24 protein-coding genes are annotated in these 24,116 nt (G+C 49.3%); 17 read left to right on the forward strand and 7 right to left on the reverse strand.

The window, feature by feature from the left end; genetic code table 11:
- Positions 1–24: 24 nt before the first annotated feature.
- Positions 25–1,098, reverse strand: a complete 1,074-nt coding sequence (gene prfA / locus JI741_RS11745; RefSeq protein WP_202009954.1) for a peptide chain release factor 1 — start codon at positions 1,096–1,098, stop codon at positions 25–27.
- 149 nt (positions 1,099–1,247) lie between these two features.
- On the opposite strand from prfA, the gene JI741_RS11750 reads away from it, so the two are divergent.
- Together JI741_RS11750 and JI741_RS11755 are read left to right on the forward strand one after the other, a co-directional pair.
- Positions 1,248–1,751, forward strand: a complete 504-nt coding sequence (locus JI741_RS11750; protein WP_202009504.1) for a hypothetical protein — start codon at positions 1,248–1,250, stop codon at positions 1,749–1,751.
- 100 nt (positions 1,752–1,851) lie between these two features.
- The gene (locus JI741_RS11755) at positions 1,852–3,420 is read left to right on the forward strand and encodes a M28 family peptidase (RefSeq protein ID WP_202009506.1); all 1,569 of its coding nucleotides are present in this window, start codon (positions 1,852–1,854) and stop codon (positions 3,418–3,420) included.
- Between the two features lie 5 nt (positions 3,421–3,425).
- Here the strand turns inward: JI741_RS11755 and JI741_RS11760 are convergent, their stop codons facing one another.
- Positions 3,426–4,007, reverse strand: a complete 582-nt coding sequence (locus tag JI741_RS11760) for a DNA-3-methyladenine glycosylase I (RefSeq protein ID WP_202009508.1) — start codon at positions 4,005–4,007, stop codon at positions 3,426–3,428.
- A gap of 127 nt (positions 4,008–4,134) precedes the next feature.
- On the opposite strand from JI741_RS11760, the gene JI741_RS11765 reads away from it, so the two are divergent.
- Positions 4,135–4,656 (forward strand): RidA family protein, encoded by a 522-nt coding sequence (locus tag JI741_RS11765; protein ID WP_202009510.1) that lies wholly within the window; start codon positions 4,135–4,137, stop codon positions 4,654–4,656.
- 10 nt (positions 4,657–4,666) lie between these two features.
- On the opposite strand, the gene JI741_RS11770 is transcribed toward JI741_RS11765, so the two are convergent.
- Together JI741_RS11770 and JI741_RS11775 are read right to left on the reverse strand one after the other, a co-directional pair.
- The gene (locus JI741_RS11770) at positions 4,667–5,119 is read right to left on the reverse strand and encodes a GNAT family N-acetyltransferase (RefSeq protein WP_202009512.1); all 453 of its coding nucleotides are present in this window, start codon (positions 5,117–5,119) and stop codon (positions 4,667–4,669) included.
- Positions 5,120–5,193: 74 nt separating this feature from the next.
- Positions 5,194–6,333, reverse strand: a complete 1,140-nt coding sequence (locus tag JI741_RS11775; RefSeq protein ID WP_202009514.1) for a trans-sulfuration enzyme family protein — start codon at positions 6,331–6,333, stop codon at positions 5,194–5,196.
- A gap of 112 nt (positions 6,334–6,445) precedes the next feature.
- Here JI741_RS11775 and JI741_RS11780 point away from each other — a divergent pair, with 112 nt between their 5' ends.
- The 6 genes from JI741_RS11780 (at position 6,446) to JI741_RS11805 (ending at position 10,476) form a co-directional block, all read left to right on the forward strand.
- The gene (locus tag JI741_RS11780; protein ID WP_202009516.1) at positions 6,446–6,790 is read left to right on the forward strand and encodes a hypothetical protein; all 345 of its coding nucleotides are present in this window, start codon (positions 6,446–6,448) and stop codon (positions 6,788–6,790) included.
- A 67-nt stretch (positions 6,791–6,857) separates the two neighbouring features.
- Positions 6,858–7,556, forward strand: coding sequence for a hypothetical protein (locus JI741_RS11785; RefSeq protein WP_202009518.1), 699 nt, complete (start codon positions 6,858–6,860; stop codon positions 7,554–7,556).
- A complete protein-coding gene (locus tag JI741_RS11790) occupies positions 7,553–8,239 on the forward strand; it encodes a hypothetical protein (RefSeq protein ID WP_202009520.1) in 687 nt (228 codons plus the stop codon). Before JI741_RS11785 ends, JI741_RS11790 begins: the two co-directional genes overlap by 4 nt.
- Positions 8,240–8,364: 125 nt before the next feature.
- Positions 8,365–9,165, forward strand: a complete 801-nt coding sequence (locus JI741_RS11795) for a sensor histidine kinase (RefSeq protein ID WP_202009522.1) — start codon at positions 8,365–8,367, stop codon at positions 9,163–9,165.
- On the forward strand, positions 9,149–9,802 hold the full coding sequence (locus tag JI741_RS11800) for a response regulator transcription factor (protein ID WP_202009524.1): 654 nt from the start codon (positions 9,149–9,151) through the stop codon (positions 9,800–9,802). The genes JI741_RS11795 and JI741_RS11800 overlap by 17 nt, the downstream gene beginning before the upstream one ends.
- Before the next feature lie 263 nt (positions 9,803–10,065).
- Positions 10,066–10,476 carry a response regulator gene (locus tag JI741_RS11805; protein ID WP_202009526.1) on the forward strand — a complete coding sequence of 137 codons (411 nt, stop codon included), beginning with the start codon at positions 10,066–10,068 and terminating at the stop codon, positions 10,474–10,476.
- Between the two features lie 180 nt (positions 10,477–10,656).
- On the opposite strand, the gene JI741_RS11810 is transcribed toward JI741_RS11805, so the two are convergent.
- Positions 10,657–11,004: a phage holin family protein gene (locus tag JI741_RS11810; protein ID WP_202009528.1), complete on the reverse strand. Its 348-nt coding sequence runs from the start codon at positions 11,002–11,004 to the stop codon at positions 10,657–10,659.
- 68 nt (positions 11,005–11,072) lie between these two features.
- On the opposite strand from JI741_RS11810, the gene JI741_RS11815 reads away from it, so the two are divergent.
- The 6 genes from JI741_RS11815 to JI741_RS11840 all read left to right on the forward strand — a co-directional run bounded on the left by JI741_RS11815 (position 11,073) and on the right by JI741_RS11840 (position 19,767).
- Complete coding sequence (locus tag JI741_RS11815) at positions 11,073–12,443, forward strand: exonuclease domain-containing protein (RefSeq protein ID WP_202009530.1); 1,371 nt, start codon at positions 11,073–11,075, stop codon at positions 12,441–12,443.
- Positions 12,444–12,552: 109 nt separating this feature from the next.
- Positions 12,553–13,539 carry an AAA family ATPase gene (locus tag JI741_RS11820; RefSeq protein ID WP_202009532.1) on the forward strand — a complete coding sequence of 329 codons (987 nt, stop codon included), beginning with the start codon at positions 12,553–12,555 and terminating at the stop codon, positions 13,537–13,539.
- Positions 13,540–13,880: 341 nt separating this feature from the next.
- Entirely contained in the window at positions 13,881–16,739 is a 2,859-nt protein-coding gene (locus JI741_RS11825) for a TonB-dependent receptor (protein WP_202009534.1), read from the forward strand.
- Positions 16,740–16,903: 164 nt separating this feature from the next.
- Positions 16,904–18,544: a beta-helix domain-containing protein gene (locus tag JI741_RS11830; protein ID WP_202009536.1), complete on the forward strand. Its 1,641-nt coding sequence runs from the start codon at positions 16,904–16,906 to the stop codon at positions 18,542–18,544.
- A gap of 76 nt (positions 18,545–18,620) precedes the next feature.
- Positions 18,621–19,205: a hypothetical protein gene (locus JI741_RS11835; RefSeq protein WP_202009538.1), complete on the forward strand. Its 585-nt coding sequence runs from the start codon at positions 18,621–18,623 to the stop codon at positions 19,203–19,205.
- A gap of 28 nt (positions 19,206–19,233) precedes the next feature.
- Positions 19,234–19,767 (forward strand): hypothetical protein, encoded by a 534-nt coding sequence (locus tag JI741_RS11840; RefSeq protein WP_202009540.1) that lies wholly within the window; start codon positions 19,234–19,236, stop codon positions 19,765–19,767.
- Between the two features lie 506 nt (positions 19,768–20,273).
- Here JI741_RS11840 and JI741_RS11845 read toward each other — a convergent pair.
- The gene (locus JI741_RS11845; protein ID WP_202009542.1) at positions 20,274–20,819 is read right to left on the reverse strand and encodes a hypothetical protein; all 546 of its coding nucleotides are present in this window, start codon (positions 20,817–20,819) and stop codon (positions 20,274–20,276) included.
- A 314-nt stretch (positions 20,820–21,133) separates the two neighbouring features.
- Here JI741_RS11845 and JI741_RS11850 point away from each other — a divergent pair, with 314 nt between their 5' ends.
- On the forward strand, positions 21,134–22,057 hold the full coding sequence (locus JI741_RS11850) for a TIGR01777 family oxidoreductase (protein WP_369411762.1): 924 nt from the start codon (positions 21,134–21,136) through the stop codon (positions 22,055–22,057).
- A 5-nt stretch (positions 22,058–22,062) separates the two neighbouring features.
- Here JI741_RS11850 and JI741_RS11855 read toward each other — a convergent pair whose 3' ends face one another.
- Positions 22,063–23,160 (reverse strand): glycoside hydrolase family 130 protein, encoded by a 1,098-nt coding sequence (locus tag JI741_RS11855; protein ID WP_202009544.1) that lies wholly within the window; start codon positions 23,158–23,160, stop codon positions 22,063–22,065.
- 32 nt (positions 23,161–23,192) lie between these two features.
- Here JI741_RS11855 and JI741_RS11860 point away from each other — a divergent pair, with 32 nt between their 5' ends.
- Positions 23,193–23,948, forward strand: coding sequence for an LOG family protein (locus tag JI741_RS11860; protein ID WP_202009546.1), 756 nt, complete (start codon positions 23,193–23,195; stop codon positions 23,946–23,948).
- Positions 23,949–24,116 lie beyond the last annotated feature (168 nt).

Here is a 24,116-nt window from a genome sequence, read left to right on the forward strand (position 1 = left end):
TCCATGGACGCACGGCCGCGCCGATTATTGTGTGGCGTTTTCCATCATTCGTTCGGCGCTGTCGGCAATCCTTAGTTGTTCAACAAATCCGTCGAGATCGCCGTTCATTACGGCCGGAAGATTGTGCTGCGTGTATCCGATGCGGTGATCGGTGACACGGCTTTGCGGATAGTTGTAGGTTCTTATTTTTTCGGAGCGGTCGCCGGTGCGCACAATCGATTTTCGTGTGGCGCCGATCTCCGACTGTTGTTTCTCCAATTCAATTTCGTAAAGCTTGGTCTTGAGCATTTGCAGGGCGCGCTCGCGGTTGCCGTGCTGCGAGCGTTCCACCTGACAGGTGATGACGATGCCCGAGGGTTTGTGCGTTAACTGCACTTTGGTTTCTACCTTGTTCACGTTTTGCCCACCCGCACCGCTCGAACGCGCAGTTTGATATTCAAGATCCGCCGGACTTATTTCGATAGACACATCTTCTACTTCGGGCATCACCACCACCGAGGCGGCAGAGGTGTGCACACGGCCCATCTGTTCGGTGGCCGGCACGCGCTGCACGCGGTGCACACCCGACTCGAATTTGAGAAGACCATAGACCGATTCGCCGCTCACGCTGCAAATCACTTCCTTATAGCCACCGGCAGTGCCCTCGGTCACATCGAGCACCGACATTTTGAGGCCACGACGTTCGCAGAAACGCTGATACATGCGCCAGAGGTCGCCGGCAAAAATCGCGGCTTCATCGCCACCGGTGCCTGCGCGAATTTCGAGCATCACGTTTTTGTCGTCGTTGGGGTCTTTGGGAATGAGCAGGTCTTTTATTTCGGCATCGATTTTTTCGATGCGGGGTTCCAGCTCGTCAATCTCCATTTTGGCCATCTCGCGCAGCTCCTCGTCCTTCTCTTTTTGAAGCACTTCCTTGGCTTGCTGCAGGTGATTGCGGGCGTCTTTGAACTGATTGTATTTCAGAACAATTTTCTCCAGGTCTCTGTATTCCTTGCTGAGTTGAGAGAACCTCTTCATGTCCTTCACCGTCTCCGGTTGGGCCAGGAGTTGCCCCACTTCCTCAAAACGCAGTTTGATTTCTTCCAGTTTTTCGATCATACTCAAGAATGAACCAGCAAAGGTAACAAAAAGAAAGACGCAACCGGATACGAACGCCGTGAGAATCAGACCGTGAAAAAGACCCGGGATGGCCAGTAAATGTGGGTTGCCGCTTGGAATTTCAGGGTTGCCGGTAGAACTTTGGCACCATGAAAAAAATGGTGTGCATCGGATTGCTGGCCCTGGCGGCGTGTGGCGGAAAACTGACGGACGAACAGCGCCAAAAGCTGCACGAAGGCATGGATCAGCACAAGATTGTGAAACTGTCGGATTCCGAGATCATGACAGCCGCACTGGACCAGGGACGGGCTGTTTTTGCAGGACTGGAACAAATCCGGTTTTCGCCCGAAAAGGTCGATTCGATAGCCAAACACCACCACGCCAAAGTGCGCTGGATCGTGCCCGGTTCCGGCAACGCGCTGGAAGTGGAGAGCCAACTGATCGAAGCTTATGTGATTGGCGCCGAAACCGGCTCGACACAAGACAACATCCAAAAGCTATACCATGCCGGCAAGCAGGAAGACTACGACTCGGTGCTGTATTCCCGACCCATTGTTTCACCCCTACCCGACGGCGCTGTGAATGTGGACGGCGTGTGGAATATTTATCTTTCCAAAAAGAATGTGATCCTTGCCCTCGGCAAGAAACACTAACGGTTTTCTAAATCGGTTTCTATTGCCCCGCGTCATTTTTTAAATGAGCGGTAAGCCTTCCTGTTGCTCTCGTGGCTACTTTGCAGCTCAATTTTTTTTCATGTCACAAACATTTCGCATTCCCCTACTCGTTGCCGCGCTGCTTTCATTTTCTCTGTTGACAACGGCGCAGCATAGCGACGCAGTGGACACGGCCATCGTTTCGAAATTCAGAAAAGAAGGTTTTAAGAACTCGCAGGTGATGGACATCCTCAGCATGCTCACCGACATGAACGGCCCGCGGTTAACCAACTCGCCCGGCTACAAAAAAGCTGCGACCTATGCCAAGTCTACGCTGGAAGGTTGGGGTGTTTCGCGTGTATACTTTGATTCGTTTGGTGAATTTGGTCGCGGATGGTTTGTGAAAAAGTTCAGCCTGCAGGCAATGGAGCCGGCCTACTTTCCGGTGATCGGTTATCCAAAAGCATGGTCGCCCGGCATCAAAGGCACACGCGCTGCCGAAGCCGTTTACCTGGATGTGAAAACAGAAGAGGATCTTGAAAAATATAAAGGAAAGCTGAAGGGCAAGATTGTGTTGTTCAGTTTGCCCATCATGCCCAAGCCGGCGTTCAAGCCTGATGCCACGCGACTGACCGACTCAACGTTGTTGAGAATGGCCAACGCCGCAGCATCCAATCGTGCACCAGGTTCGTCGCGACGTTATATTGCCGGTCCACCCGAAATGCTCACGTATAAAAAATGGAGACTTTGCGAGAGCGAAGGTGCACTGGCCGTTATCGAAGGAAGCCGTGGAAGCTATGGAACGTATTATGCACAGGGTGCAACGATTCCCACCGACCCTGCCACCCCGGCGGCGCAACGCTTCAGGCCACAAGCCGCCAACGCGCCCGAAATTCTTCCGCAGCTGGTTGTTGCCGCCGAACACTACAACCGCATGGTGCGCCAGTTGGAAAAGGGACTGCTCGTGAAGCTGGAGCTGACCATGGAAACGGAATTCACCAAACCCGAAGACGGCTTTAACGTGATTGGCGAAATTGAAGGCAGCGACAAAAAAGATGAAGTGGTGATGATCGGTGCCCACCTCGATTCGTGGCACAGCGGCACCGGCACCACCGACAACGGTGTGGGCGTGGCCATTTGCATGGAAGCTATGCGCATCCTGACAGCTTCCGGCGTGCAGCCCTCCCGTAGCATCCGCATTGGCTTGTGGGGCGGCGAAGAGCAGGGACTGTTTGGTTCCACAGGCTATGTGAAAAAACACCTTGGCGAACGTGCGGCCGATTCGGTGAAACTGACGACCGAAGGAAAAAAATTCTCTGTGTATTTCAACACAGACAACGGTTCGGGCAAATGGCGTGGCATAAATATGCAGGGAAATGAAAACGTGCGATCTATGTTTCGCGAATGGCTGAGGCCGTTTGAGAAAGATGGGTCGGCCACCCTAACCCTGAACAACACGGGCAGCACCGACCACGTGCCGTTCGACGCCATCGGTCTTCCGGGATTTCAGTTCATTACCGACCCCATTGAATATTTCACACGCAGCTGGCACTCGAGCATGGATATGTATGAGCGCGCGGTAGAGGCCGACCTGAAGCACAACGCGGTGATGCTGGCAACATTTGCGTGGGGGGCGGCAAACCGCGAAGCGCTGGTGTCGCGCAAATAACAAAGTCAGCGCTTAGGCACAGCGTGGTAACGAAAGCAATCCACCAAATGGTCGTTCACCAATCCGCAGGCCTGCATGTGTGCATAGATCACCGTGCTGCCCACGAACTTGAAGCCGCGTTTTATCAGGTCTTTGCTGAGCGCGTCCGACTCGGGCGTGGTGGCCTTGATTTCTTTTAACGTTTTTAGTTTGTTCACAATGGGCTTTCCGCCCACAAAGCCCCAGATGTAGTTGTCGAAGCTGCCGAATTCATTTTGCACTTCCAGAAAACGTTTGGCGTTGTTCACAGCGGCATAGACCTTGAGGCGGTTGCGCACAATGTCGGGGTTGAGCAACAACTTTTCCAGTTTGGCTTCGGTGAAGCGTGCCACCTTCTTGGGATCGAAACCGGCAAACGCTTTTCGATAGCCTTCGCGTTTTTTTAGAATGGTGGACCAGCTCAAGCCGGCCTGTGCACCTTCCAGAATGAGAAACTCAAAATGCACCAGGTCGTCGTGAACCGGCACGCCCCATTCTTTGTCGTGGTATTCGATGTATTGATCGAACCCGAGCGACCAGGGGCAACGGAATTTTTCTGGAGCGGCCATGCTTTGTTGATGTTAGAATTCGATAAGTTTATAGACCGGCGCACCGGCCGTTTCCAAAGCTATCAAAAAAAGAAATGAAGCCGGATGCGCAACTTTGTAAAATTGTTCCTTCAAACACGCATTCCGTATGAAACACATTATTGCCCTTCTTTTTATTACCGTGGTCTACACGGCAACGATGGCTCAGGTTGTTGACTTCGACAAGAAACTGAAGGAGTTGAACATTGAACTGCTCACGCCAACCAAACCTGTGGCCAACTATGTGAAGGCTGTGCGCACGGGCAATCTCATCTTCATCTCCGGCCAGGGCCCGGCCAAAGCCGACGGAACGTACATGCTCGGCAAATTGGGCAAGGACCTCACCATCGAGCAGGGCTATGTGGCCGCCAAACAAACGGGCATCGGCGTGCTGTCTACCCTGAAGGCGGAGATTGGTGACTTCAACAAAATAAAGCGCATTGTGAAAGTGAACGGTTGGGTGAACTGCACGCCTGATTTTATTGATCAACCTAAAGTAGTGAATGGCTTCTCCGACCTGATGGTGGCGGTGTTTGGCGAAAAAGGAAAACATGCCCGTGCCGCCATGGGTGTGAATTCACTGCCCAACGGCATGGTCATAGAAGTGGAGATGGTGGTTGAAGTGGAATAAGGCCATAGCCTCACGCTTTCATCCACTCATAGACCGTGTAGTGCGAGCCGTCCATGCCCATGGCTTCATATACTTTCATGGCGCGCGCATTTGTTTTGTCGACGTAGAGTCGCAACCCGATGAGGCCCGGGTCGGCGTTGACGATGTTCACAATGTTGTCGTACATCAATTTGAACACACCTTTTTTGCGGTGGCTTTCTTTCACGTAGACAGACTGCAGCCACCACACCATGCCATTGCGCCAGTCGCTCCACTCGAAGGTGATCATGTGGCATCCAATCACTTCTGAATTTTCTTTGGCGATGAAATAGAAACCTTTGTTGGGATCGGCAAACAGGGCGTGAAGTCCTTTGCGAAGCACGTTGCCGTTCAGCGTAACGCCTTCCGACTCGAAGGCGAGTTTTTGTTGGAAGTCGATCAGCGTGTCGACGTCTTGCAGGGTGGCTTTTTGGATAGTGATCATTTGGCGTGACTTGAGAAATTGAAATAGTTATGAAATAGCGGATGCGCTATTTTTGCGCTGTGCCCTGCCGTTGGTTACGATAGCGCTTGTTTGATGTCGTTGATGAGGTCGTTGGTTTCTTCGATGCCCACGGAGAAACGCACCAGGTTGTCGTTGACGCCGATGGCCTGGCGTTCGGCCGGACTCATTTTGACGTGCGACGTCCTGGCTGGCGACGTGACAGTAGACTCCACACCACCGAGGCTGACGGCTCGCTTGATGAGTTTGAGCTTGCTCATGAAAACGTGGGCATCGCTTTTTGTCTCGAACGAAAGCATGCCGCCAAAGCCACCCGGCATTTGTGCTTTTGCCACAGCATGGCCAGGGTGAGAGATGAGGCCGGGATAAAAAACTTTGTTGACACGCGCATCGGTTGCGAGAAATTGGGCAATGGCCAGGGCATTGAGATTTTGCTGTCGCACGCGGAGCACGAGGGTTTTGAGGCTGCGTTCCACCAGCCAGCACGTGTGGGCATCGAGCGAGCCGCCAAAGTGGATGGCACTTTCCCAAATGGTTTTGGTGAGGGCTTTGGTAGAGAGCACGGCGCCGCAGCAAATGTCGCTGTGACCGCCGATGTATTTTGTGCCGCTGTGTGCCACAATGTCGATGCCCAGGTCGATGGGATTCTGGTTGACGGGCGAAGCAAACGTGTTGTCGATGATGGAGACGATGCCGTGTTTGTGCGCGATGGTCGCAACGGCCTGGATATCCGTAATTTTCAGGGTTGGGTTAGACGGTGTTTCTATGTAGATGACTCGGGTTTCGGGGCGGATCGCTTTTTCAAAATTTTCAGGAAACTGGCCGTCCACCAGCGTGTAGTCAATGCCGAAGCGTGGCAACTCGGTGATCACGGCGTGGAGCGTGCCGCCGTAGAGATCGGCCTGGAAAATGGCGTGGTCGCCTTTTTTGAGCATGGCAAAAAGGGCGGTGAGAATGGCCGCCATGCCCGAACTGAAGACGAGACCGTCTTCGGCATTTTCGAGTGCCATTAGTTTTTCGGTGACCGCCAGCTGGTTTGGGGTGTTGAAATAGCGCGGGTATAGGCTGACCGGCACGCCTTCGTAATCGTATGCTGACGACGGGAACACGGGCGTGACCAGTCCTTTGAACTGTGGATCGCCGGGCGAGCCGGCGTGCACGCTTTGGGTAAGTTTTGAAAGCTGAGATTTTTTCATGGCGGGCGTGAGGTTGCAAACAAAGATATGCGCGAAGCGGCGAGCAAAAAATTTCATGAAAAAAAATTCCTACTTTACGGGGCAATAATAAACCTTAACCTACCCTCAACGTATGGCAGACGAATTTAAACCCACCGTGGGCGGAAGCATTCCTAAATTAGAAGCCGAAGCCCGGATCGCAGAGTATGATCAAAAGTTAAGAAGTGACAAAGGCACCGATACGAAATCGGTTTTTTTTGGAACAGACGCTATTCAGAGGATACTCAAGCAGCCGAACTGCGCGGGCATTAGCTTTTTTCTTTCGCTGAAGTATAGTGAATATGCCAAGAAAGAAGTTGTTGATCTTATTATGGTGGGAACCACTGAAGACGGCACATTGCTTTGGCGCGATGATGTGCCGACTGATCTCGGAGCGGACGACTACGCAACTCCCTGTCCCCCGTATTGTCCTAAATAGTAGCATTTGTTTGCACTCCCATGATTCCGCCTTTGCATCTTTCTGAAACTGGCTAGCTTGGTTTAATGTGACCTATACAATGACGCTGGAGCATTATCTGTTTCTAGGTGAAATTGAGTACTTCCTCTCCGGAGTGATCTTGTTGCTGTCTCTTTTATTTTCCAGTAGGAGGTCGGTGGAAGTCAAGGCAATTGGTTTTATAAGCTTTTGCGGCGTTTTGATAGGAATTGTTATGCACACACTTCCACTACGCGGAAAGGAAGTGAATATCCCCACATTATGTTACTTCATCGTGAATTTTTTAACCATCGCGATTCTCTATTTTCAGGCCTACGGTCGACGTTATGGAAAAATACTATTCTCTGTAGCCGGTTTTTTTACTGTCTTTAGTATTGTTAATATTTTATACATTCAGCAGATGGATATAAACACGTACACATCAATGGCGTACGCATCCTTCGTATTGACTTTGGCGGTTGTTTATTTCTACAGACTTTTGGTGACCCTTCCCGTTGAACAAGTTCAACAGTTGCCAATGTTCTATTTTTCTGCTGCATTTCTGTTTTACGGAGCCGGTACTTTTTTTCTTTACGCCGCTACAAATTATTTAGTGAAATTTTTCTACGAGGATGTGCTTATCTACTATATATTTCACAACTACGTAGTGGTTTTTCAACAATTGATTTTTATAAGAGGCCTTTTGGTAGATTTGAGAAACATTCGAGCAAAGCATGAAATAAAAAGCGCTGCGCATAAACTTCAATGACATTCGAGTTTTTTCTAATAACCATTCAAATAAATTTTTACCTCTCTGGTTTAATTGCGTTGCTGGCCTGGATTTTCGTCAAACGTCGATCGTGGGAAGTTAAATTTTTAGGACTTATAAACTTCAATGGCTTTTTAGTTGGTGTAGTAACGACCATTCTTCCCCTGAAGGGAAAAGAAATCAACATACCAAATACGTGCTGGGTAATTCTTGATTTCTTTGTTGTTGCTGCACTTTTCTATCACGGTTTTGGGCGACGCTTTGGTAAATTTCTATTTCCCACTGCTGGGATTTTAACAATGTTGGCCATCGTTAATATTCTATTTGTACAACAAATGAATATAAATAGCTATTCGATTATAATGCACTCATTTTTTGTTCTGTGTTGTTCTGTTTTTTATTTCTATCGCCTGCTAACAGACATGCCCAAATATCAAATTCAACGATTGCCGATGTTTTATTTCTCTGCTGGTCTTCTTATAAACAGCGCTGGCGTTTTTTTTCTTTATCTGTTCACCAATTACATTATTAAATTCTTCTACGACGACATGTTGATCTATTGGACACTGCACAACTGTCTTCTGATTTTTCAATTGTTGATTTTTATTTTCGGTTTGGGAGTCGACCTGAATAATATTCGGAATGAGCGACGTGAACAGGCAAGCCGCGGTAAACTGGATTAGGCTGGCCAATAAAAACCGGGATTTCCCCTCTGAAAAATCACAAATTGTAGCTGTCAAAGTTGATTTCCTGAACTTTTCATAACAACTTCGCTGCAGTCAATTTCTCTACTCGCAAGTTTTAGGTCATGGATGGATCCCCCGCATACCAGGTTGCCCTCATCATAGCCGTTGGCACGGTGGCCATGCTGTTGCTCTCCATCGCCATCATCATGTTTATGGTGTTCTATCAGAAGAAGATGATTCAGGAACAGGTGAAGCTGCAACAACTGGAACTTGACTATCAACAGAAAATGATGGAGGCCGCGCTCGAGTCGCAGGAAAATGAACGGCGCCGTGTGGCCGGCGACCTGCACGACAGCATTGGGGGCATGCTCTCTACCATCCGCGTGGGCCTCTCCACGTTGGCCCGACAAATTCCCGACCCGGAAAGCATTGAACAACCTAAAAAAATGCTGGACGACACCATCGCCTCGGTGCGACAGATCAGCCGCGACCTCATGCCCTCTACGCTGGAGAAGTTTGGGCTGGTGCAGGCGGTGAAAGAAATTTGCGATCGCTTTCAGGCCACTTCGCTGCTGCCCGTGTCTTTTCACGAGGAAGGCGATGTGCCGACGATTGACCCGAAGAAAGAGCTGATGATTTTTCGCGTCATCCAGGAGCTTATCAACAATGCCATCAAACATTCGCAGGCCACCATCATCGATGTTACCATTCGCGCGGCTCACAACCTGGTGGTGGAAGTGGAAGACGATGGCGTGGGCTTTGAGATTGAAGTGCAACGCAACGTGACCCATAGTGGTAAAGGATTAGGGCTTTTCAACATCGAGAACCGCGTGCGCCTGCTAAACGCGCACCTCGACTTTGAGCCGCACCGCAAGAAAGGAAGCAAGATCACACTCACCATCCCCCATGAAAGCATCGTATAAAGTTTACATCGCCGACGACCATACTCTTTTTCGCAAAGCGATGGTGAATTTGTTGCGCACCTTCCCGCGGGTAGAAGAAGTGAAAGACGCCGAGAACGGCAAAGAGCTGCTCACGCTCATCAAATATGAAGCCCCCGACGTGGCCATTATCGATTTGCAGATGCCCGTGATGGATGGTGCCGAAACCTGCGAACACATTATCCAGAAATTTCCCGACATCAAGATCATTATCCTCACCATGCACGATAGCAACAAATTTATTCTCCACATGATGGAGATGGGTGTGCATGCGTTTCTCTTGAAAAACACGGAGCCCGACGAGCTGGAACGGGCCATCTATTCGGTGGCCGAAAAAGACTTTTATCACAACGACCTGGTGGCGTCTGTGCTGCGCAAAAATGTGAAGGACCGCAAAACGGGTCAGCGGCCCGTGTTTCAACAAGCGGAACTTACCGATCGCGAAACTGAAATTTTGCTGCTCATTTGTCGTGAGCTCACCATGAAGGAAATCGGGCAACGTCTTTTTCTGTCCGAAAACACCGTGCGCAACCACCGTGTCAACATCATGGAAAAAGTGGGTGTAAACAATATTGTGGGGTTAGTGAAGTATGCTTACGAAACCGGGGTGATCAGCTGATGTGGGCAAGATTCCGGTCGTTGGAAGAGAAGCGGAGTAGTATAATTGTACTATTTTTCTAGTAACATTTTACTACCAGAATACAGGGAGCTGTCGAGGCAAAATCGTCGTTTTTGTTACGTGTGTGGGCCTTTTTTCCGGCATCCCTGTTTTCTTGTGCTGGTTTAGGGTGGTCAGTTCGCATAAATATTCACTTCCATGTGCGACCTTTCGTAAAAGGTTTCAAGGAAAGTTAAATGTTTCTCACACCACACATACAGACAATGAAAATCCTTGTGGTTCACAGGCAGAAAAATATCGTTAGCCAAATAAAGTCGGTGCTTAGCAATTGCAATCCCGTTGTTCTTCACACTGAATCTGGTTTGGATGGGCTCCTAACCTCGCGAATCGAACATTTCGATCTGATAATCTGCGGCACCGACCTGCCTGTGGTCACAGGTTTTGAACTTGTGCGCTCTGTACGCACAAATTCTGTGAACCGAAACACCCCTGTTATTTTCCTGTCGGACGAAGTAGACAAAAAAACACTTCACCTCGGCAACGCGCTGGGCGTGGCTGCCATGCTGGCCATGACCGAAGTAGACAATCTGCTGGCGGGCATCGTGAACGACCAGGTGAAACCTGAGCCCGACAAAAAATGGAATGATCTTCTTTCCAACACGCGGATGAATTAAAACCATCGGTGTTGACTATGCATTAGCCGGAAGGCGAAAACTCTTTCCCCGTTATCCGGAAACTTTCTCACCCAACATTATAAGGCCCTCTCTCGACCTTGCTGGGTATAATCTCTTTTGAATGTAGTTGGCAAACTGAAACAAGCTCACCCGGGTTTAGCGCCCGGGAGAGATTTGTTTTTATTTTTTTTCGTCCTTGAACAGGTCGGTGAACAGGCTGTTGAAAATGGAGAGAATGAGGCTGAACGCCAACGCCCACCAAAAACCATCGACCGAGAAGCCAGGCACCAGATAGTCGACCAGCAAAATCATCAGCGCGTTGATCACCAGCAGGAAAAGCCCCAGGGTGACCACGGTGATGGGGATGGTGAGGATGATCAGAATGGGTTTTATGATAAAATTGGCCAATCCCAGCACGGCGGCTACCAGCAGCGCGTAGCCATAATGTTCCACGTGCACGCCGGGAAGGATGTAGGCGGTGAGAAAAACGGCCAGGCCGGAGAGCAAAAAACGTATCAATCCGTTCATTTTCGCGTTCATTAAATTTGATTCAATTTCTGCTTTTAGGTTCAATTGTCAAATTTTAACTTACGCCCATGTACGCCATTGTTGATATCGAGACTACGGGAGGCTACGCAGAAAACCATCGCATAACCGAGGTGGCCATCTACCACCATGACGGTGTGCAGATCACAGCCACATTTCAAACGCTCATCAATCCGGGGCGGAACATCCCTTTCTATATCACCGGCCTCACGGGCATCACCACCGAAATGGTGCTTGATTCGCCCACGTTCGAAGAAGTGGCTTCGGAAATCTTTCAACAACTGGATGGAAAAATTTTTGTGGCGCACAACGCCCACTTCGACTATTCTTTTCTGAAAAAAGAACTGGAAGGCTGCGGCCACAACTGGCAATCGAAGAAACTGTGCACGGTGCGCCTTAGTCGCAAAATCATTCCCGGCCTGCGTTCTTATAGCCTGGGAAGCCTGGCCGAAAGTCTCGGCATCGAAATCCAAAACCGCCACCGCGCCGATGGCGATGCGGCGGCCACCGTGAAAGTATTTGAACAACTGCTGCGTCGCGACCACGATGGCCAGATTGTGAAAGCCCTGAAACGCAATTCGGGCGAAACCATTCTGCCACCCAATCTGCCCAAAGAAGACTTCGACAAGCTGCCCGCCCTGCCCGGCGTTTATTATTTCCTGAATTCGCGGGGTGATGTGATTTATGTAGGCAAGGCGTTGAACATCAAGAAGCGTATTGCAGGCCACTTCAGCGGCGATGCCCGCGAGTGGAGCCGGTCAAAAATCAGAAACGAAATACATCACATCAGCTACGAGCTAACGGGCAACGAACTGATCGCGCTCATTCTCGAGTCGCAGGAAATCCGGAGGTTGTGGCCGAAATACAATCAGGCTCAGAAATTCAAAACCGAAGAGTGGGGCATTTTTGAATACGAAGATCAGAACGGATACCGTCGTTTTTCGGTGAACCTGGTGATGAAGGGCACACGGCCGTTGCAACGCTTCCGGAACAAAAGCGAGGCGTGGAATTTTCTGTGGCAAAAAGTGCGCGAATTCGACCTGTGCCCCAAACTAAGCGGCCTTCAGGTGGCCAAGGGGCTTTGTTTCGACTATCAGGCGGGCGATTGCCACGGTGCCTGCATGGGCGTGGAGTCGGCCAAAAAATATAACAAACGCATCGTCAAGTGCATACAATCCTTCCAGGAAGACGGCGAGTCGGTGGCCATCATCGGCAAAGGCCGGAACATTGAGGAACAATCGCTGGTGCTGGTGGAACGGGGTGCCTATGTGGGCTTTGGATTTTTCGACCGCCAGGCCGCCATCTCCGACCTTGAATCGGCCCGCACCTATGTGAAGCGAAGCGTGGAAACGCCCACCGTAAAAAACCTGGTGCACTCCTACATCACTAATCCCAGGGGAGCGGAAGTGGTGGTGCTATAAAGCCACACGGCTCATTCTGCCGGAAAAATTACCTGACATCACATTTTTAAAGGGCATTTTTTTAGAATTGCCTTATTTTTGATTTTTAAACCGAATTTAAAAACCCTGCATGGAAGCCTTATCTGTCGAAAAACACGAAGAACACAAAGAGAAAGTAAGGCAGGTATATGCCGAGATGGCCAAAGTGGTGGTGGGCCAGGAATATATGGTGAACCGCCTGCTCATCGGCCTTTTCACCAACGGCCACGTGCTGTTGGAGGGGGTGCCCGGTCTGGCAAAAACCCTGACGGTGAGCACCCTCGCGCAAGTGCTGCACCTCGACTTTCAACGCATTCAATTCACACCCGACCTGTTGCCTTCCGACTTGGTGGGCACCATGATCTATAATCAGAAAGATGGAAAGTTTGAGGTGAAGAAAGGCCCCATCTTTGCCAACATCATCCTGGCCGACGAGATCAACCGCTCGCCCGCCAAGGTGCAGTCGGCGTTGCTGGAAGCCATGCAGGAAAAGCAGGTGACCATTGGTGAGACTACCTTCAAACTGGACCGCCCGTTTCTGGTGCTGGCCACACAAAACCCCGTTGACCAGGAAGGCACCTATCCCCTCCCCGAAGCGCAGGTGGATCGCTTTATGATGAAGGTGTTTGTGGACTATCCCACCAAAGAGCAGGAGATCGAAATCATGCGCCGCATTTCGAACATGCAGTTCAACTATCAGGTGAGCACTATTCTGAGCAAGGAAGATATTTTTGGTATCCGAGACCAGGTGAACAAGGTGAAGATCTCCGAATCGCTGGAGCGCTACATCATTGAGCTGGTGTATGCCACACGCAACCCGCTCGACTATAAACTGGCCGAGCAGGCACAGTACATCCAGTTTGGTGCCTCCCCGCGTGCAAGCATCAACCTGAACCTTTCGGCGAAGGCGTTGGCCTACATGGAAGGTCGCGACTATGTGTTGCCCGAAGACATCAAGGAAGTGGCGCGCGACGTGATGAACCACCGCATCATTTTGAACTACGAAGCCGAAGCCGACAACGTGAAGACCAACGATGTGATCAAGGCGATCCTGAACAAAGTGCCAATCACGAAGTAATATTTCGGACGTAATACGAAAAGAAGAAGCCGCCCCCGACCTGTCGGGGCGGCTTTTTTTGCGCAAGGAGCGTCAATAGTACGTTGCCAAATTCAATTTTGGTTTACCCTCATGCAACACGCTATTTCTTTTGTTATGGTGAGGTTATGCACATTAAAGGAAGTTGTAAGAATTGTTAAGACGAAACATTCGAACGTGCTGATAATCACCCTAGCAACTGTAAGTCTGCGAAATCAATAACCCTTCGCGTTTTTTAAAGCAATCCTCTCTTAACAATTTGGTAATAAAGCCGTCCCCGTCAGGTAATATTAGAGGCAGACCTTTGCATCAAATAAAATTATATGTTGCGTAGCGTTCTACTTTCGCTTTCCCTATCGATGGTTTCGTGGACAGTTCTTGCACAACTGGGCTCCATTCAAGGTCATATTAAAGACGCGGTAAGCAGCGACGCGATTGTCGGCGCCAACGTGATGATTGCCGGAACCGGACAAGGCGCAGTGGCCGATGTGAACGGCGACTTTCAGATCACAAAAGTGAAAGCGGGCACCTACACGCTCATCGTTTCATTCATCTCCTATAAATCAGACACGCTGAAAGGCATCACCGTCTATCCCGACAACATCACACAGGTGAATACACAACTCCTTGAAGAGTCGTCGCAGCTCACCGAAATTGTGGTGTCGGGCGCGCGCGTGAGAGACACCGACGTTTCTATTATCAACGATATCAAAACTTCGCAGCTGGTGGTGTCGGGCATTTCGGCACAACAGATTTCGCTTTCGCAAGATCGCGATGCGGCCCAGATTGTGAAGCGCATTCCCGGCGTAACCATTTTGAACAACCGCTTTGTGAACGTGCGCGGTTTGAGCGAACGCTACAGTGTGGTGTTGCTGAACGGCGTGATTGCACCCAGCACCGAAGTGGACTCGCGCGCTTTTGCGTTCGACCTGGTGCCCAGCAATATGATTGACCGCATGCTGGTCTATAAATCAGGTGGCGCAAACCTGCCCGGCGATTTTGCCGGTGCGGTAATTAACATTGAAACAAAAAGTGTTGTGGACGAAAACTCATTGTCCGTGAATGTGACCGGCGGTGTGCGTTTGGGCACGACCTTCAACACGTTTAACACAACACCCGGCGGTTCGAAAGATTGGCTGGGCTTTGATGATGGAACGCGTTCGTTGCCTGGAAGCTTTCCTGCAAAAAATCTGGGAAGCTACAGCCTGGCTTCTTACAAGAATCGTCAGCTCATCGGCGAAGCCGGAGCGGGTCTTCAGAACAACTGGGAAGCCAATGCAGGCACAGCAGCACCCGATCTTCGCACGACCATCAACTTCTCGCGATCTATGCTTATCGGCGAAAAGAAATTGCAGAACGTTACATCGCTCAGCTATTCGAACACCCGTCAGAGACTTCAGCAGGACAACTACTACTACGAAGCATTCGATCCTTCGAAGAACACAAAAGTTGGAAGACGCTATGTATACAACGACGACCGCGACATCACCACGGTGCGTTTGGGTTTGATCAGCAATTTTATTTTTGAATTCAATCCTTCGAACAAAATCGAGTTCAGAAACTTGTTTAACCAGCAAGCCAGCAATCAAACCACGTTGCGCTCCGGTCTGGAAGACGTGAACAACTTTGATGTGAAGAACATCGGCATCAACTACATGCAACGTTCCATCTACACCGGCCAATTGGTGGGCAAGCACAGCCTCAGTGACAGAATTAATGTGAACTGGGTGTTGGGCTACGCGTCTACAACAGCCGATCAGCCCGACTATCGCCGCATGCGTTCGCAGCGCGCCATCGGCACCACCGAGCCGTATGCCATCAACATTGCTCCCAGCGCCACGCCCACCGACGGAAGATTCTTCTCGAACCTGACCGAAAAAATCTATACACACACGTTGAACGTTGACTATAAATTCAAGCCCGAAGCCAGCGAAGAAGAACAACCCAAGCTTTCGTTGGGCTATTACCTGGCGCAAACCGAACGCGATTTTGGCGCACGCTGGTTTTCATATAACAACTGGGCAGGCACCGAACACAGCAGAGAGTTTTTGACCAGACCCTTCAATGCTATCTTCACACGCGACAACCTGATTAACCCCGAAGATTCGCAAGCCAACCCTGCCACGCCTGAGTTTTATTTGAACGAAGGCACAAACAAATCGGATGCCTACACGGCCAAGAACCTGTATACCGCCGGCTACGTGAATTTCTTTATCCCCCTGGATAAATTTAAAGCCACCATCGGATCGCGCGTAGAATACAACAAGCAAGAGCTTAATTCATTCGACGACAAAGGCGCCGTGAAGGTGAACAACCCGGTGACGAGCATCCTGCCCTTTGTGAACCTGAGCTACAACTTCACAGAGAAAACCCTTGTGCGCCTGGCCTACAGCAAAACCATTAACCGTCCCATCTTCAGAGAGCTGGCGTCGTTCAACTACTATGACTTCGACAAGAATGCCAACACCTATGGCAATCCGGATCTGAAGAATGCCAACATTCACAACGTGGATCTTCGTTGGGAGAACTATCCTTCGAAATCGGAAAGCATTTCGTTGGGTGTGTTCTACAAATATTTCCAAGACCCCATCGAAACAAACCTGCAGCAAGGTTCGAACATTATCTACACGTTCATCAACGCCGAGAGTGCAACCAACTATGGCGCTGAAATGGAAGTTAGAAAGTCGCTGGCAAATTTAACCAGCAGTGGTTTTGTGGATAAGCTGAGCTTCCTGTTCAACGCGGCGCTCATCAAGAGCAAAGTAACGATGCCCGCATCGGCAACAAACCAGGACAAAGAAAGAGCCATGCAAGGTCAATCGCCATACATTGTGAACGCCGGTCTCTATTACACCGACACGGACAACGGTTTGCAAGTGAATGTTTCGTACAACGTGTTTGGAAAAAGAATCTTTGCGGTGGGCGACTACAACCAGCAGTCGGGTGTTGCGCTTAACCCGACACAATACGAAATGCCCCGCAATCAAATCGACCTCACCATCTCCAAAGATCTGGGCCGTCGCTTTGATGTGAAAGTTGGTATTCAGGACATCCTCAATCAAAAATATCGTCTCATCCAGGACTCGAACAGCGATCGCAAAATCACTGATTTCGACGACGCAATTCAAACCTACAAGCCTGGACAATACATCACTTTGGGTGTGACTTACAAGATTAACTGAGCGTTAAATCAGCATTAAAAATTATTTTGAATTCATAACGAATCGGGCCGCAGAGGCCCGATTTGTTATGATAATAAATATAATGCTAACACTCCATTAATCGTGTTTTAACACGCCAACTCTACTTTTGAACCATAAAATCTCAAACTCAAATATTCTTAGAAATGGAAAAAATCAGAAAGAATTTGATGCTGATGGCCTTCGCGCTGGTATCCGTATCAATGCTTACCCTGTCGGGATGTAAGGACGAAGATCCTACATATGCTGACCCCACTATTGCGGCGAGCATTACCGCCGTTGGCGCAGGCCAGGCTACTATCACGGTTGCTGTTACAGCTCCCGGAGGATTGGCAAGCGTGACTTTGGGCGATGATGAAATCAAATCGTATACATCCGATAAAACATCTGACATCTTTGTTTACAACTACACAGGCACAGACAATGCGCTGGTGTTTACAGTGACCGATGCACAAGGTCGCACAAACGAAGCAGAAGCGAGCCTCACACCTGTGACTGTGGTTGATGCTAACATCACGGCCAACGCTACGTGGAACAAGAATGTTCGCTACCTGCTGAAGGGCAACATCTTTGTTACCAACGGTGCAAAACTTACCATCGAGCCGGGCACGGTTATCTTTGGCGACAAAGTATCGAAAGGTGCTTTGATTGTTGAAAGAGGAGCACAATTGATTGCTGCCGGAACTGAAGCTGCCCCCATCGTTTTCACATCGTCGGCTCCTGCCGGATTGAGAAACTATGGCGACTGGGGTGGTGTGGTGTTGCTGGGCAAAGCCACAAACAACCAGAGCGCTAACGTGAACATTGAAGGTATCACCGCCGGCACACTTGGCCAATATGGCGGAACCACAGACGACGACAACTCGGGCACGTTAACTTATGTTCGTATTGAGTTTGCCGGTATCGCACTTTCGACCGATAACGAATTGAATGGCCTTACACTGGGCAGCGTGGGTAGTGGAACAACCATTCACCACATCCAGGTTTCTTACTCTGGCGATGACGCTGTTGAGTGGTTTGGTGGAAAAGTGAACGTGAAAAATTTGGTATCCTACAGAACTTGGGATGACGACTTCGATACAGATTTCGGCTTCAGCGGTAAGGTTCAGTTTGCTGCAGCGTTCCGTCACCCTGACGTAGCCGATAAATCAGGTTCTAACCTTTTTGAATCAGATAACGACGGCAACGGATCAAGCAACATTCCGTTTACCGAACCTACATTTGCCAACGTGTCGGCATTTGGTCCTTTTGCCTACACTAAGCCAGACAAAGACGGGAAATTGGTTAACAACACTGTGAGCGCTAACTATCAAAACGGTGCGCACATCCGTCGTCACAGCAAGCTTCACCTCCTCAATTCCGTAGTTGTTGGAGCAGGCACATCTGGAAACTTTGCCGTTCGTTTGACCGACAGCAAAGGCGGAGCTGATGCAGGCGCATCGGTTATCGGAAACTACTTCGGCCGTGCATTCACCACTGTGGCAACAGCACCCGCTACCGGAACCAACGACAATGGTTTCAACGTGGATGATTTTGGCGACGACAACGTGGTTGAACTGACTGCTGTTGACATCTCTTCGAAATTTGCTGGTCTCTCTGTGCAAGGAAGCATCGACGCACCGAAAGCAACCGTAGTGCTTGCTGCCGGTTCTTCGCTGGCCACAGGCGCTGCTGACCTTACCGCTAAAGGTCTTGAGAAAACAGAATACATCGGCGCTGTGGGTACAACCGCAGGCTGGCTTGATGGAGCGTGGATCAACTTCGCTCCCCAAAGCACTAGCTACTAGTCTGTTCTTCTTCTGATACGTATTAATTTGTCTCGAAAAACCCGGATATTTGTCCGGGTTTTTCTTTTATAAAAAAATGAAACGTCAACTATCCTATATCGTGTTTCTTGCCGCGGCGCTGGCAAGTTGTGAGAAGAAAGAAACACACTACGACCTTCAGGGATGCCTCACTCCCGAACAGCAACAAAAGGTTCTTACTTCTGTGATGCACTACGCGTCGAAGCTTGCACCGGAGGCAACGCCCGACACAAAGTTTGACGCCAAGTTCGATTGGTACTATGAACGTGCCGTGAAGGAAGCGCACATTATGTATTGCGCGCTTGACACCCGCGACAGCACCTATCATCTTTTCATTGCGCGCAAGGCCCGGAGCATCACACCGATGGAAGAAGGCATTGCCGTGAACCTGAAGTGGAACGCCGGCCACGGCAAGCTCAGCACCTACGAAGAAATTTTCAGAACCTGGAAAATGCCGCACGACACACTGACCAAACGCGGACTCTTTCTCTTCAACACCATGATGACCGGCGGCGATCTGAAACTCTACACCTCAAAATTTCAGCAAGACCGTTTCATTGAATTTCCTGACGATCGATTTGTGTTTGACAAAGAGAAGAGACAGTGGAAGGATCTGGAAATGGATTCTGTTAAACTGAATTAATTTTCACCAAGTCGAAATCAAAGTATCTATGAAGAACTCCAATCTTGTGTTGGTTTCGTGCATTGCTGTTGTGTTTGTTTTGACCAACATCGTTCTGAGAATTTTTTTGCATTCCGACAACATCGCCATGGGCGGAGCGATTGGTATGATAGGTGGACTGATGTCTGTGGTGTGGGGATCGGTGGTTATTAAGAACAAGAATGAGAAGCAACAAATCTGGCTGACGGCAATTTACGCAGCCGTACTTTTTGTCGGTGTTTTTTTCTATAGCAGCTATGAAAGAGCGGAAGCGGAAAACGTACGGTCTCAGGTTCGTGGACTGTGGGTTTCGACTGAACAACCTGAAAAAGATCTGACGATATTATTTTTGGAACACGATAGCGCGCGACTGTGGGTTGATAACGAAAAGTCGAGGTTCACCTATGCCATCGACCACAAACAGATTGTGCTTACCGATAGCACCGGAGTGGTTATTCTGAAGGGTGAGATAGAAAGATTGGACAACGAGAATTTGATTATCAGGAGTGGTGAGTTTGAAACAAGGTTGAAACGTGAGCACTGAGTTTGAACAAGAAATGTAGCAGCGGAAGATAAACACAGTGTGAAATTGTTTCTTTCGGCACGGCCGACTCTTCAAGCCGTGGTGTTTTTCCAATAGAGAAGCAAAGCAGTTGGCTGTATCAAGATCAGACGATTAATAATTCACCTACAGAGCATAAACTGTTTTGCATTTTTTACAGCGCACCGGAGTAGTTCCTATATATATTATCCTTTGAAAAATTGTAGGTTTCTGCAAAAGTTCTCGGGCTAGAGACTTGCAGTTTGGGCATCTTTGGTTTTTGATCAATTGAGATGCTTTGAATTCTTGTGCTATTTTTCGCGCACTGAAAAAATATTCAGAACTCACTTTAATTTCAAAATACATATTTTGCCGATTACCTGTGTTAGGACCATGTTGATTTATCAAACAGGCAATTTTTGAACGTTCAAGTTGTGTTTTGAGCGCCTCTACTTCGCTTCCGTCCAAGTACGCGATTAATGTCACTAAATCGTGGGACATATTATTAATTATGTTACTCTTCTTGGTTTAGGTAGCCATCGTGTAAGATAGGCAATAAGTTTGCCGTCAACTTTACTCCCAACAAACCCAATTCCTTTTGAGTAATAATTTATGTATGTCATTCCGTCTTTAGAGTTTGAATGAGCTTTGATTGCGATGCAGTTCTTAAAAATATGCGCAGGCGTTTTCAGCGCTGCACCAACTTCAATAATTTCATATTGCCATTTATCGTCAGCACTAGTCCATCGAAAGGCAATCTTTGGATTGGATGGAATCTCCAGGGTTTCAAGAAAGGACTTATTGTCTAAGTAGTAGACGGCGCCGTTTTTCGCTATTCTGAAATAAGTTATATCGACGGTTCCATCAGAGTACTTTCTTGTATTTTGAAGGTAATCGATTTTGTGATGAGTGAACTTTTGTTCATTTATAATATCTTCAAACGATCCATCGGGAGTTTTATAAACCCAAGAGCTCCCCGGGGCTAAGGGATAGTATACGGGGGGGTCCTGAAGAGAGCAGAGGGTTGTTACAATTGCAGCAATTATAATTTTCATTTATTCTTTAACGGTGAGTGTTTAATGGTTGCACCCATAAAGAATGTCCCTAGACACTCGTGACGGTACTGCAAATTTAAGAGACAGGAGCATTTATATAAAACTTTTGGCGTTGCGAAAATTATCGTAACCAGGGACCGTACTTCAATTCAGGCCAAGAAAATTAAAGCTTACAGTCCGTAATGACGTACCAAGATCGGAGTAACTGAATTATGATTCAAACCAAACTTTTTCCCCACCCGCCTGTTTTCTAAATTGGACTCGCCTCGTCCATGACCCGGCGCATTTTATCTATTTAAAAACATATAAACCCCGTGCAAAACATCCTCATCACCGGCGCCTCCGGAATGATCGGCCAACACCTCACCGCCACCTTGCTGGCCCGTGGCCACCGCGTGACGCACCTGGGGCGGTCAAAACCAGAAGGTGAAAAAAGATCGGGTGTGCAGTCGTTCACCTGGAATATCGAAAAGCGCTACATCGAGCCAGGCGCCTTTCTCGGCGTGGACACAATCATTCACCTGGCGGGTGCGGGCATTGCCGACAAGCCGTGGACAAAAGAACGAAAGCGCGAAATTCTGGAAAGCCGGACGCAGTCTACGCAACTGCTGCACGACGAGCTGAAACGTGGCGGTCATAAAGTGAAAACATTCCTTTCCGCGTCGGCCATTGGCTTCTACGGTTTCGAAGATGCCACCACCGTGTTTACAGAAGTCAGCCCCGCGGGCACCGATTTTTTGGCGCAGGTAACGCAACGCTGGGAACGCGAAGTAGACACCCTATCGGCCCTTGGCTTGCGCGTCGTGAAAATCCGTATCGGCATTGTGTTGAGCACCGACGGCGGTGTGTTGAATGAACTGATGAAACCCATCAAATTTTATGTAGGGGCACCGTTGGGCTCAGGCGATCAATACACCAGTTGGATTCATATCGACGACCTGTGTGGAATCTTTGCCTACGCGGCAGAGCACGATACCCTTCAGGGACCCTACAATGCTGTGGCTCCCAATCCTGTCACCAACAAAGTGCTGACAAAGGCCACTGCCAGAATGATGCACCGGCCCATCATCATTCCCAAAGTTCCTGCCTTTGCGCTCCGGCTGCTGCTGGGCGAAATGGCTGACCTGGTGCTCACTGGCAATAAAGTTTCGAACACAAAAATTCTGAACGAGGGCTTTGTGTTCTCCTACCAAACAGTGGAGGCTGCCTTGCAGAATTTGCTGGGAGAAAAGCAATAGATGTTTTATTGCTTCACGGCCACGGCAATCTTGGAATCGGCGGTGCCATAATAAAGAAACCAAGCGTCATGAAAATAGACGAGGCCTTCCAGGAAACACACCTGATTTACCTGGCCTGAGAGTTCATAGGGTTTGTCGGGGCGTATGAAATTCTTTTCCAGCCGGTCCACCACTTTCGTGGGATCGGTTTCGTCGAACAACACTTGTCCGCCGCAGTAGGCACCTTTTGCCAGCGTGGTGTCACCCTCGGTGTCTTTGTTCATGCCGTTGTAGAGGAGCACGATGCCGTCGGGTGTGAGCAACGCATACGGCCCGCTTTCCACGAGGCGACTATCGAAATAGCCGGGACGTGGTTTGAGAACCGACTTCAACTTTCCATTTTCTTCAACGGGTGTCCAATGCGTGAGGTCGGGCGATGTGGCGGCAAACAGATCGGTGTCGCCGAAGTACATCCAGTAGCTTCCGTTCACTTTGGTGGCAATAATTTTCGAACCCTCGCGACGGGCTACAATGGCGCCCGATTTACTCCACGTGTTTTTGTATTTGCCTTGTAGCACGGTGCCTTGTTTGCTCCAGTGTTGCAGGTCGGAAGAAGTGGCCAGGAGTAGACGTGCCGTTGTGCCGTCGTAGGCCGTGTAGGTCATCACATACAAACCGGAGTCTGATTCTACCACGCGCGGATCTTCTACGCCGCCCTCCCACTCAAAAATCTTCAGGCTGTCGTTGTCGGGGTAGAGCACGGGTGCTTTTTGTTTTGTGAAGTGCAGGCCATCGTCGCTCTCGGCCAGGCCAATGCGCGACGTGCCGGCATAGTGGCCCACGGTGTCTTCGGCCCGGAAGAGCAGATAGACTTTGCCGTTGCGCACCACAGCGGCAGGATTGAACACGTCTTTGTTTTCCCACTTCACCACGGTGTCGAGGACGGGGCACGTAAACAAATTTGCGCCGGGCAAGAGAACAGGATTCACACTATCTACCTTGTTGAAGGGAAGCAATGCCCACGCCGGTGTGGTGTTGTGTTCCGACTTTGTGCCACACGCCCACAGCAAGGTTGCGACAACCACCAGAAGAGAGCAGGGAAAGGTTCTTGTTTTTCGTTTCATCCTTGTATATTCGTTTCACAGATACAAGTTATATGACCAAGACGAGAAAGAAAAAAGGGGAGATTGACCTGTCACCAGAAGCACTCGAAGAAGAACAACGCATCCGTCAGGCTTTTAAAGACAAAGACTGGGCGGAGATCAAAGGATCAAACAGCTGGATGATTTTTAAAGTGATGTCTGAGTTTGTGGAGGGCCTTGAAAAGCTTGCCAAGATCGGTCCGTGTGTCACCATTTTTGGATCGGCCCGCGTGAAGCCGAGCAATCCTTACTACAAAATGGCCGACGAAATTGCCTATCAACTGGTGCAACACGGCTATGGTGTGATCACCGGTGGTGGACCCGGCATCATGGAGGCGGGTAACCGTGGAGCAAACCGCGCAAAGGGAAAGTCGGTAGGCCTGAACATCTATTTGCCACACGAGCAAAAGGGCAACATCTACATCGACCCCGACAAGCTCATCACGTTCGACTATTTTTTTGTGCGCAAGGTGATGTTCATGAAATATTCGCAGGGCTTCATTGTGATGCCCGGTGGCTTCGGCACACTCGACGAACTGACCGAAGCCCTCACGCTTATCCAAACCAAAAAGATCGGACGTTTTCCGATAGTGCTGGTGGGAAAAAGTTTTTGGAAGGGCTTGCTGGACTGGTGGAAAAAAGTGTTGGTGACCGACAAGATGATAAATGAAGAAGACCTCGACCTCTTCAACCTTGTTGACACACCCGAAGAAGCCGTGCGGGTGATCGATGAGTTCTATGCGAAATATTTGTTGTCGCCCAACTTCTAAATCGCGACACCAGATACGTATGCCATCACACGATCAAAACAAACATCACCATGAGATAGCCGGAAGAACCACCTGAGCGCTACACAATAAATGCCGTATTGTTATCCAGCCGGGCAGCCCGGACAACGCCGTTTTTTAAGGTTATGCATAAAATCAAAGTTGCCATGA

The organism is Chryseolinea lacunae, from assembly GCF_016735595.1.
In the GTDB taxonomy this organism is placed as follows: Bacteria; Bacteroidota; Bacteroidia; order Cytophagales; family Cyclobacteriaceae; genus Chryseolinea; species Chryseolinea lacunae.

Coding starts and splice junctions, on each gene's coding strand:
- prfA (WP_202009954.1), bottom strand. CDS start 1,098: ATGATCGAAAAACTGGAAGAAATCAAACTGCGTTTTGAGGAAGTGGGG.
- JI741_RS11750 (WP_202009504.1), top strand. CDS start 1,248: ATGAAAAAAATGGTGTGCATCGGATTGCTGGCCCTGGCGGCGTGTGGC.
- JI741_RS11755 (WP_202009506.1), top strand. CDS start 1,852: ATGTCACAAACATTTCGCATTCCCCTACTCGTTGCCGCGCTGCTTTCA.
- JI741_RS11760 (WP_202009508.1), bottom strand. CDS start 4,007: ATGGCCGCTCCAGAAAAATTCCGTTGCCCCTGGTCGCTCGGGTTCGAT.
- JI741_RS11765 (WP_202009510.1), top strand. CDS start 4,135: ATGAAACACATTATTGCCCTTCTTTTTATTACCGTGGTCTACACGGCA.
- JI741_RS11770 (WP_202009512.1), bottom strand. CDS start 5,119: ATGATCACTATCCAAAAAGCCACCCTGCAAGACGTCGACACGCTGATC.
- JI741_RS11775 (WP_202009514.1), bottom strand. CDS start 6,333: ATGAAAAAATCTCAGCTTTCAAAACTTACCCAAAGCGTGCACGCCGGC.
- JI741_RS11780 (WP_202009516.1), top strand. CDS start 6,446: ATGGCAGACGAATTTAAACCCACCGTGGGCGGAAGCATTCCTAAATTA.
- JI741_RS11790 (WP_202009520.1), top strand. CDS start 7,553: ATGACATTCGAGTTTTTTCTAATAACCATTCAAATAAATTTTTACCTC.
- JI741_RS11795 (WP_202009522.1), top strand. CDS start 8,365: ATGGATGGATCCCCCGCATACCAGGTTGCCCTCATCATAGCCGTTGGC.
- JI741_RS11800 (WP_202009524.1), top strand. CDS start 9,149: ATGAAAGCATCGTATAAAGTTTACATCGCCGACGACCATACTCTTTTT.
- JI741_RS11805 (WP_202009526.1), top strand. CDS start 10,066: ATGAAAATCCTTGTGGTTCACAGGCAGAAAAATATCGTTAGCCAAATA.
- JI741_RS11810 (WP_202009528.1), bottom strand. CDS start 11,004: ATGAACGGATTGATACGTTTTTTGCTCTCCGGCCTGGCCGTTTTTCTC.
- JI741_RS11815 (WP_202009530.1), top strand. CDS start 11,073: ATGTACGCCATTGTTGATATCGAGACTACGGGAGGCTACGCAGAAAAC.
- JI741_RS11820 (WP_202009532.1), top strand. CDS start 12,553: ATGGAAGCCTTATCTGTCGAAAAACACGAAGAACACAAAGAGAAAGTA.
- JI741_RS11825 (WP_202009534.1), top strand. CDS start 13,881: ATGTTGCGTAGCGTTCTACTTTCGCTTTCCCTATCGATGGTTTCGTGG.
- JI741_RS11830 (WP_202009536.1), top strand. CDS start 16,904: ATGGAAAAAATCAGAAAGAATTTGATGCTGATGGCCTTCGCGCTGGTA.
- JI741_RS11835 (WP_202009538.1), top strand. CDS start 18,621: ATGAAACGTCAACTATCCTATATCGTGTTTCTTGCCGCGGCGCTGGCA.
- JI741_RS11840 (WP_202009540.1), top strand. CDS start 19,234: ATGAAGAACTCCAATCTTGTGTTGGTTTCGTGCATTGCTGTTGTGTTT.
- JI741_RS11845 (WP_202009542.1), bottom strand. CDS start 20,819: ATGAAAATTATAATTGCTGCAATTGTAACAACCCTCTGCTCTCTTCAG.
- JI741_RS11855 (WP_202009544.1), bottom strand. CDS start 23,160: ATGAAACGAAAAACAAGAACCTTTCCCTGCTCTCTTCTGGTGGTTGTC.
- JI741_RS11860 (WP_202009546.1), top strand. CDS start 23,193: ATGACCAAGACGAGAAAGAAAAAAGGGGAGATTGACCTGTCACCAGAA.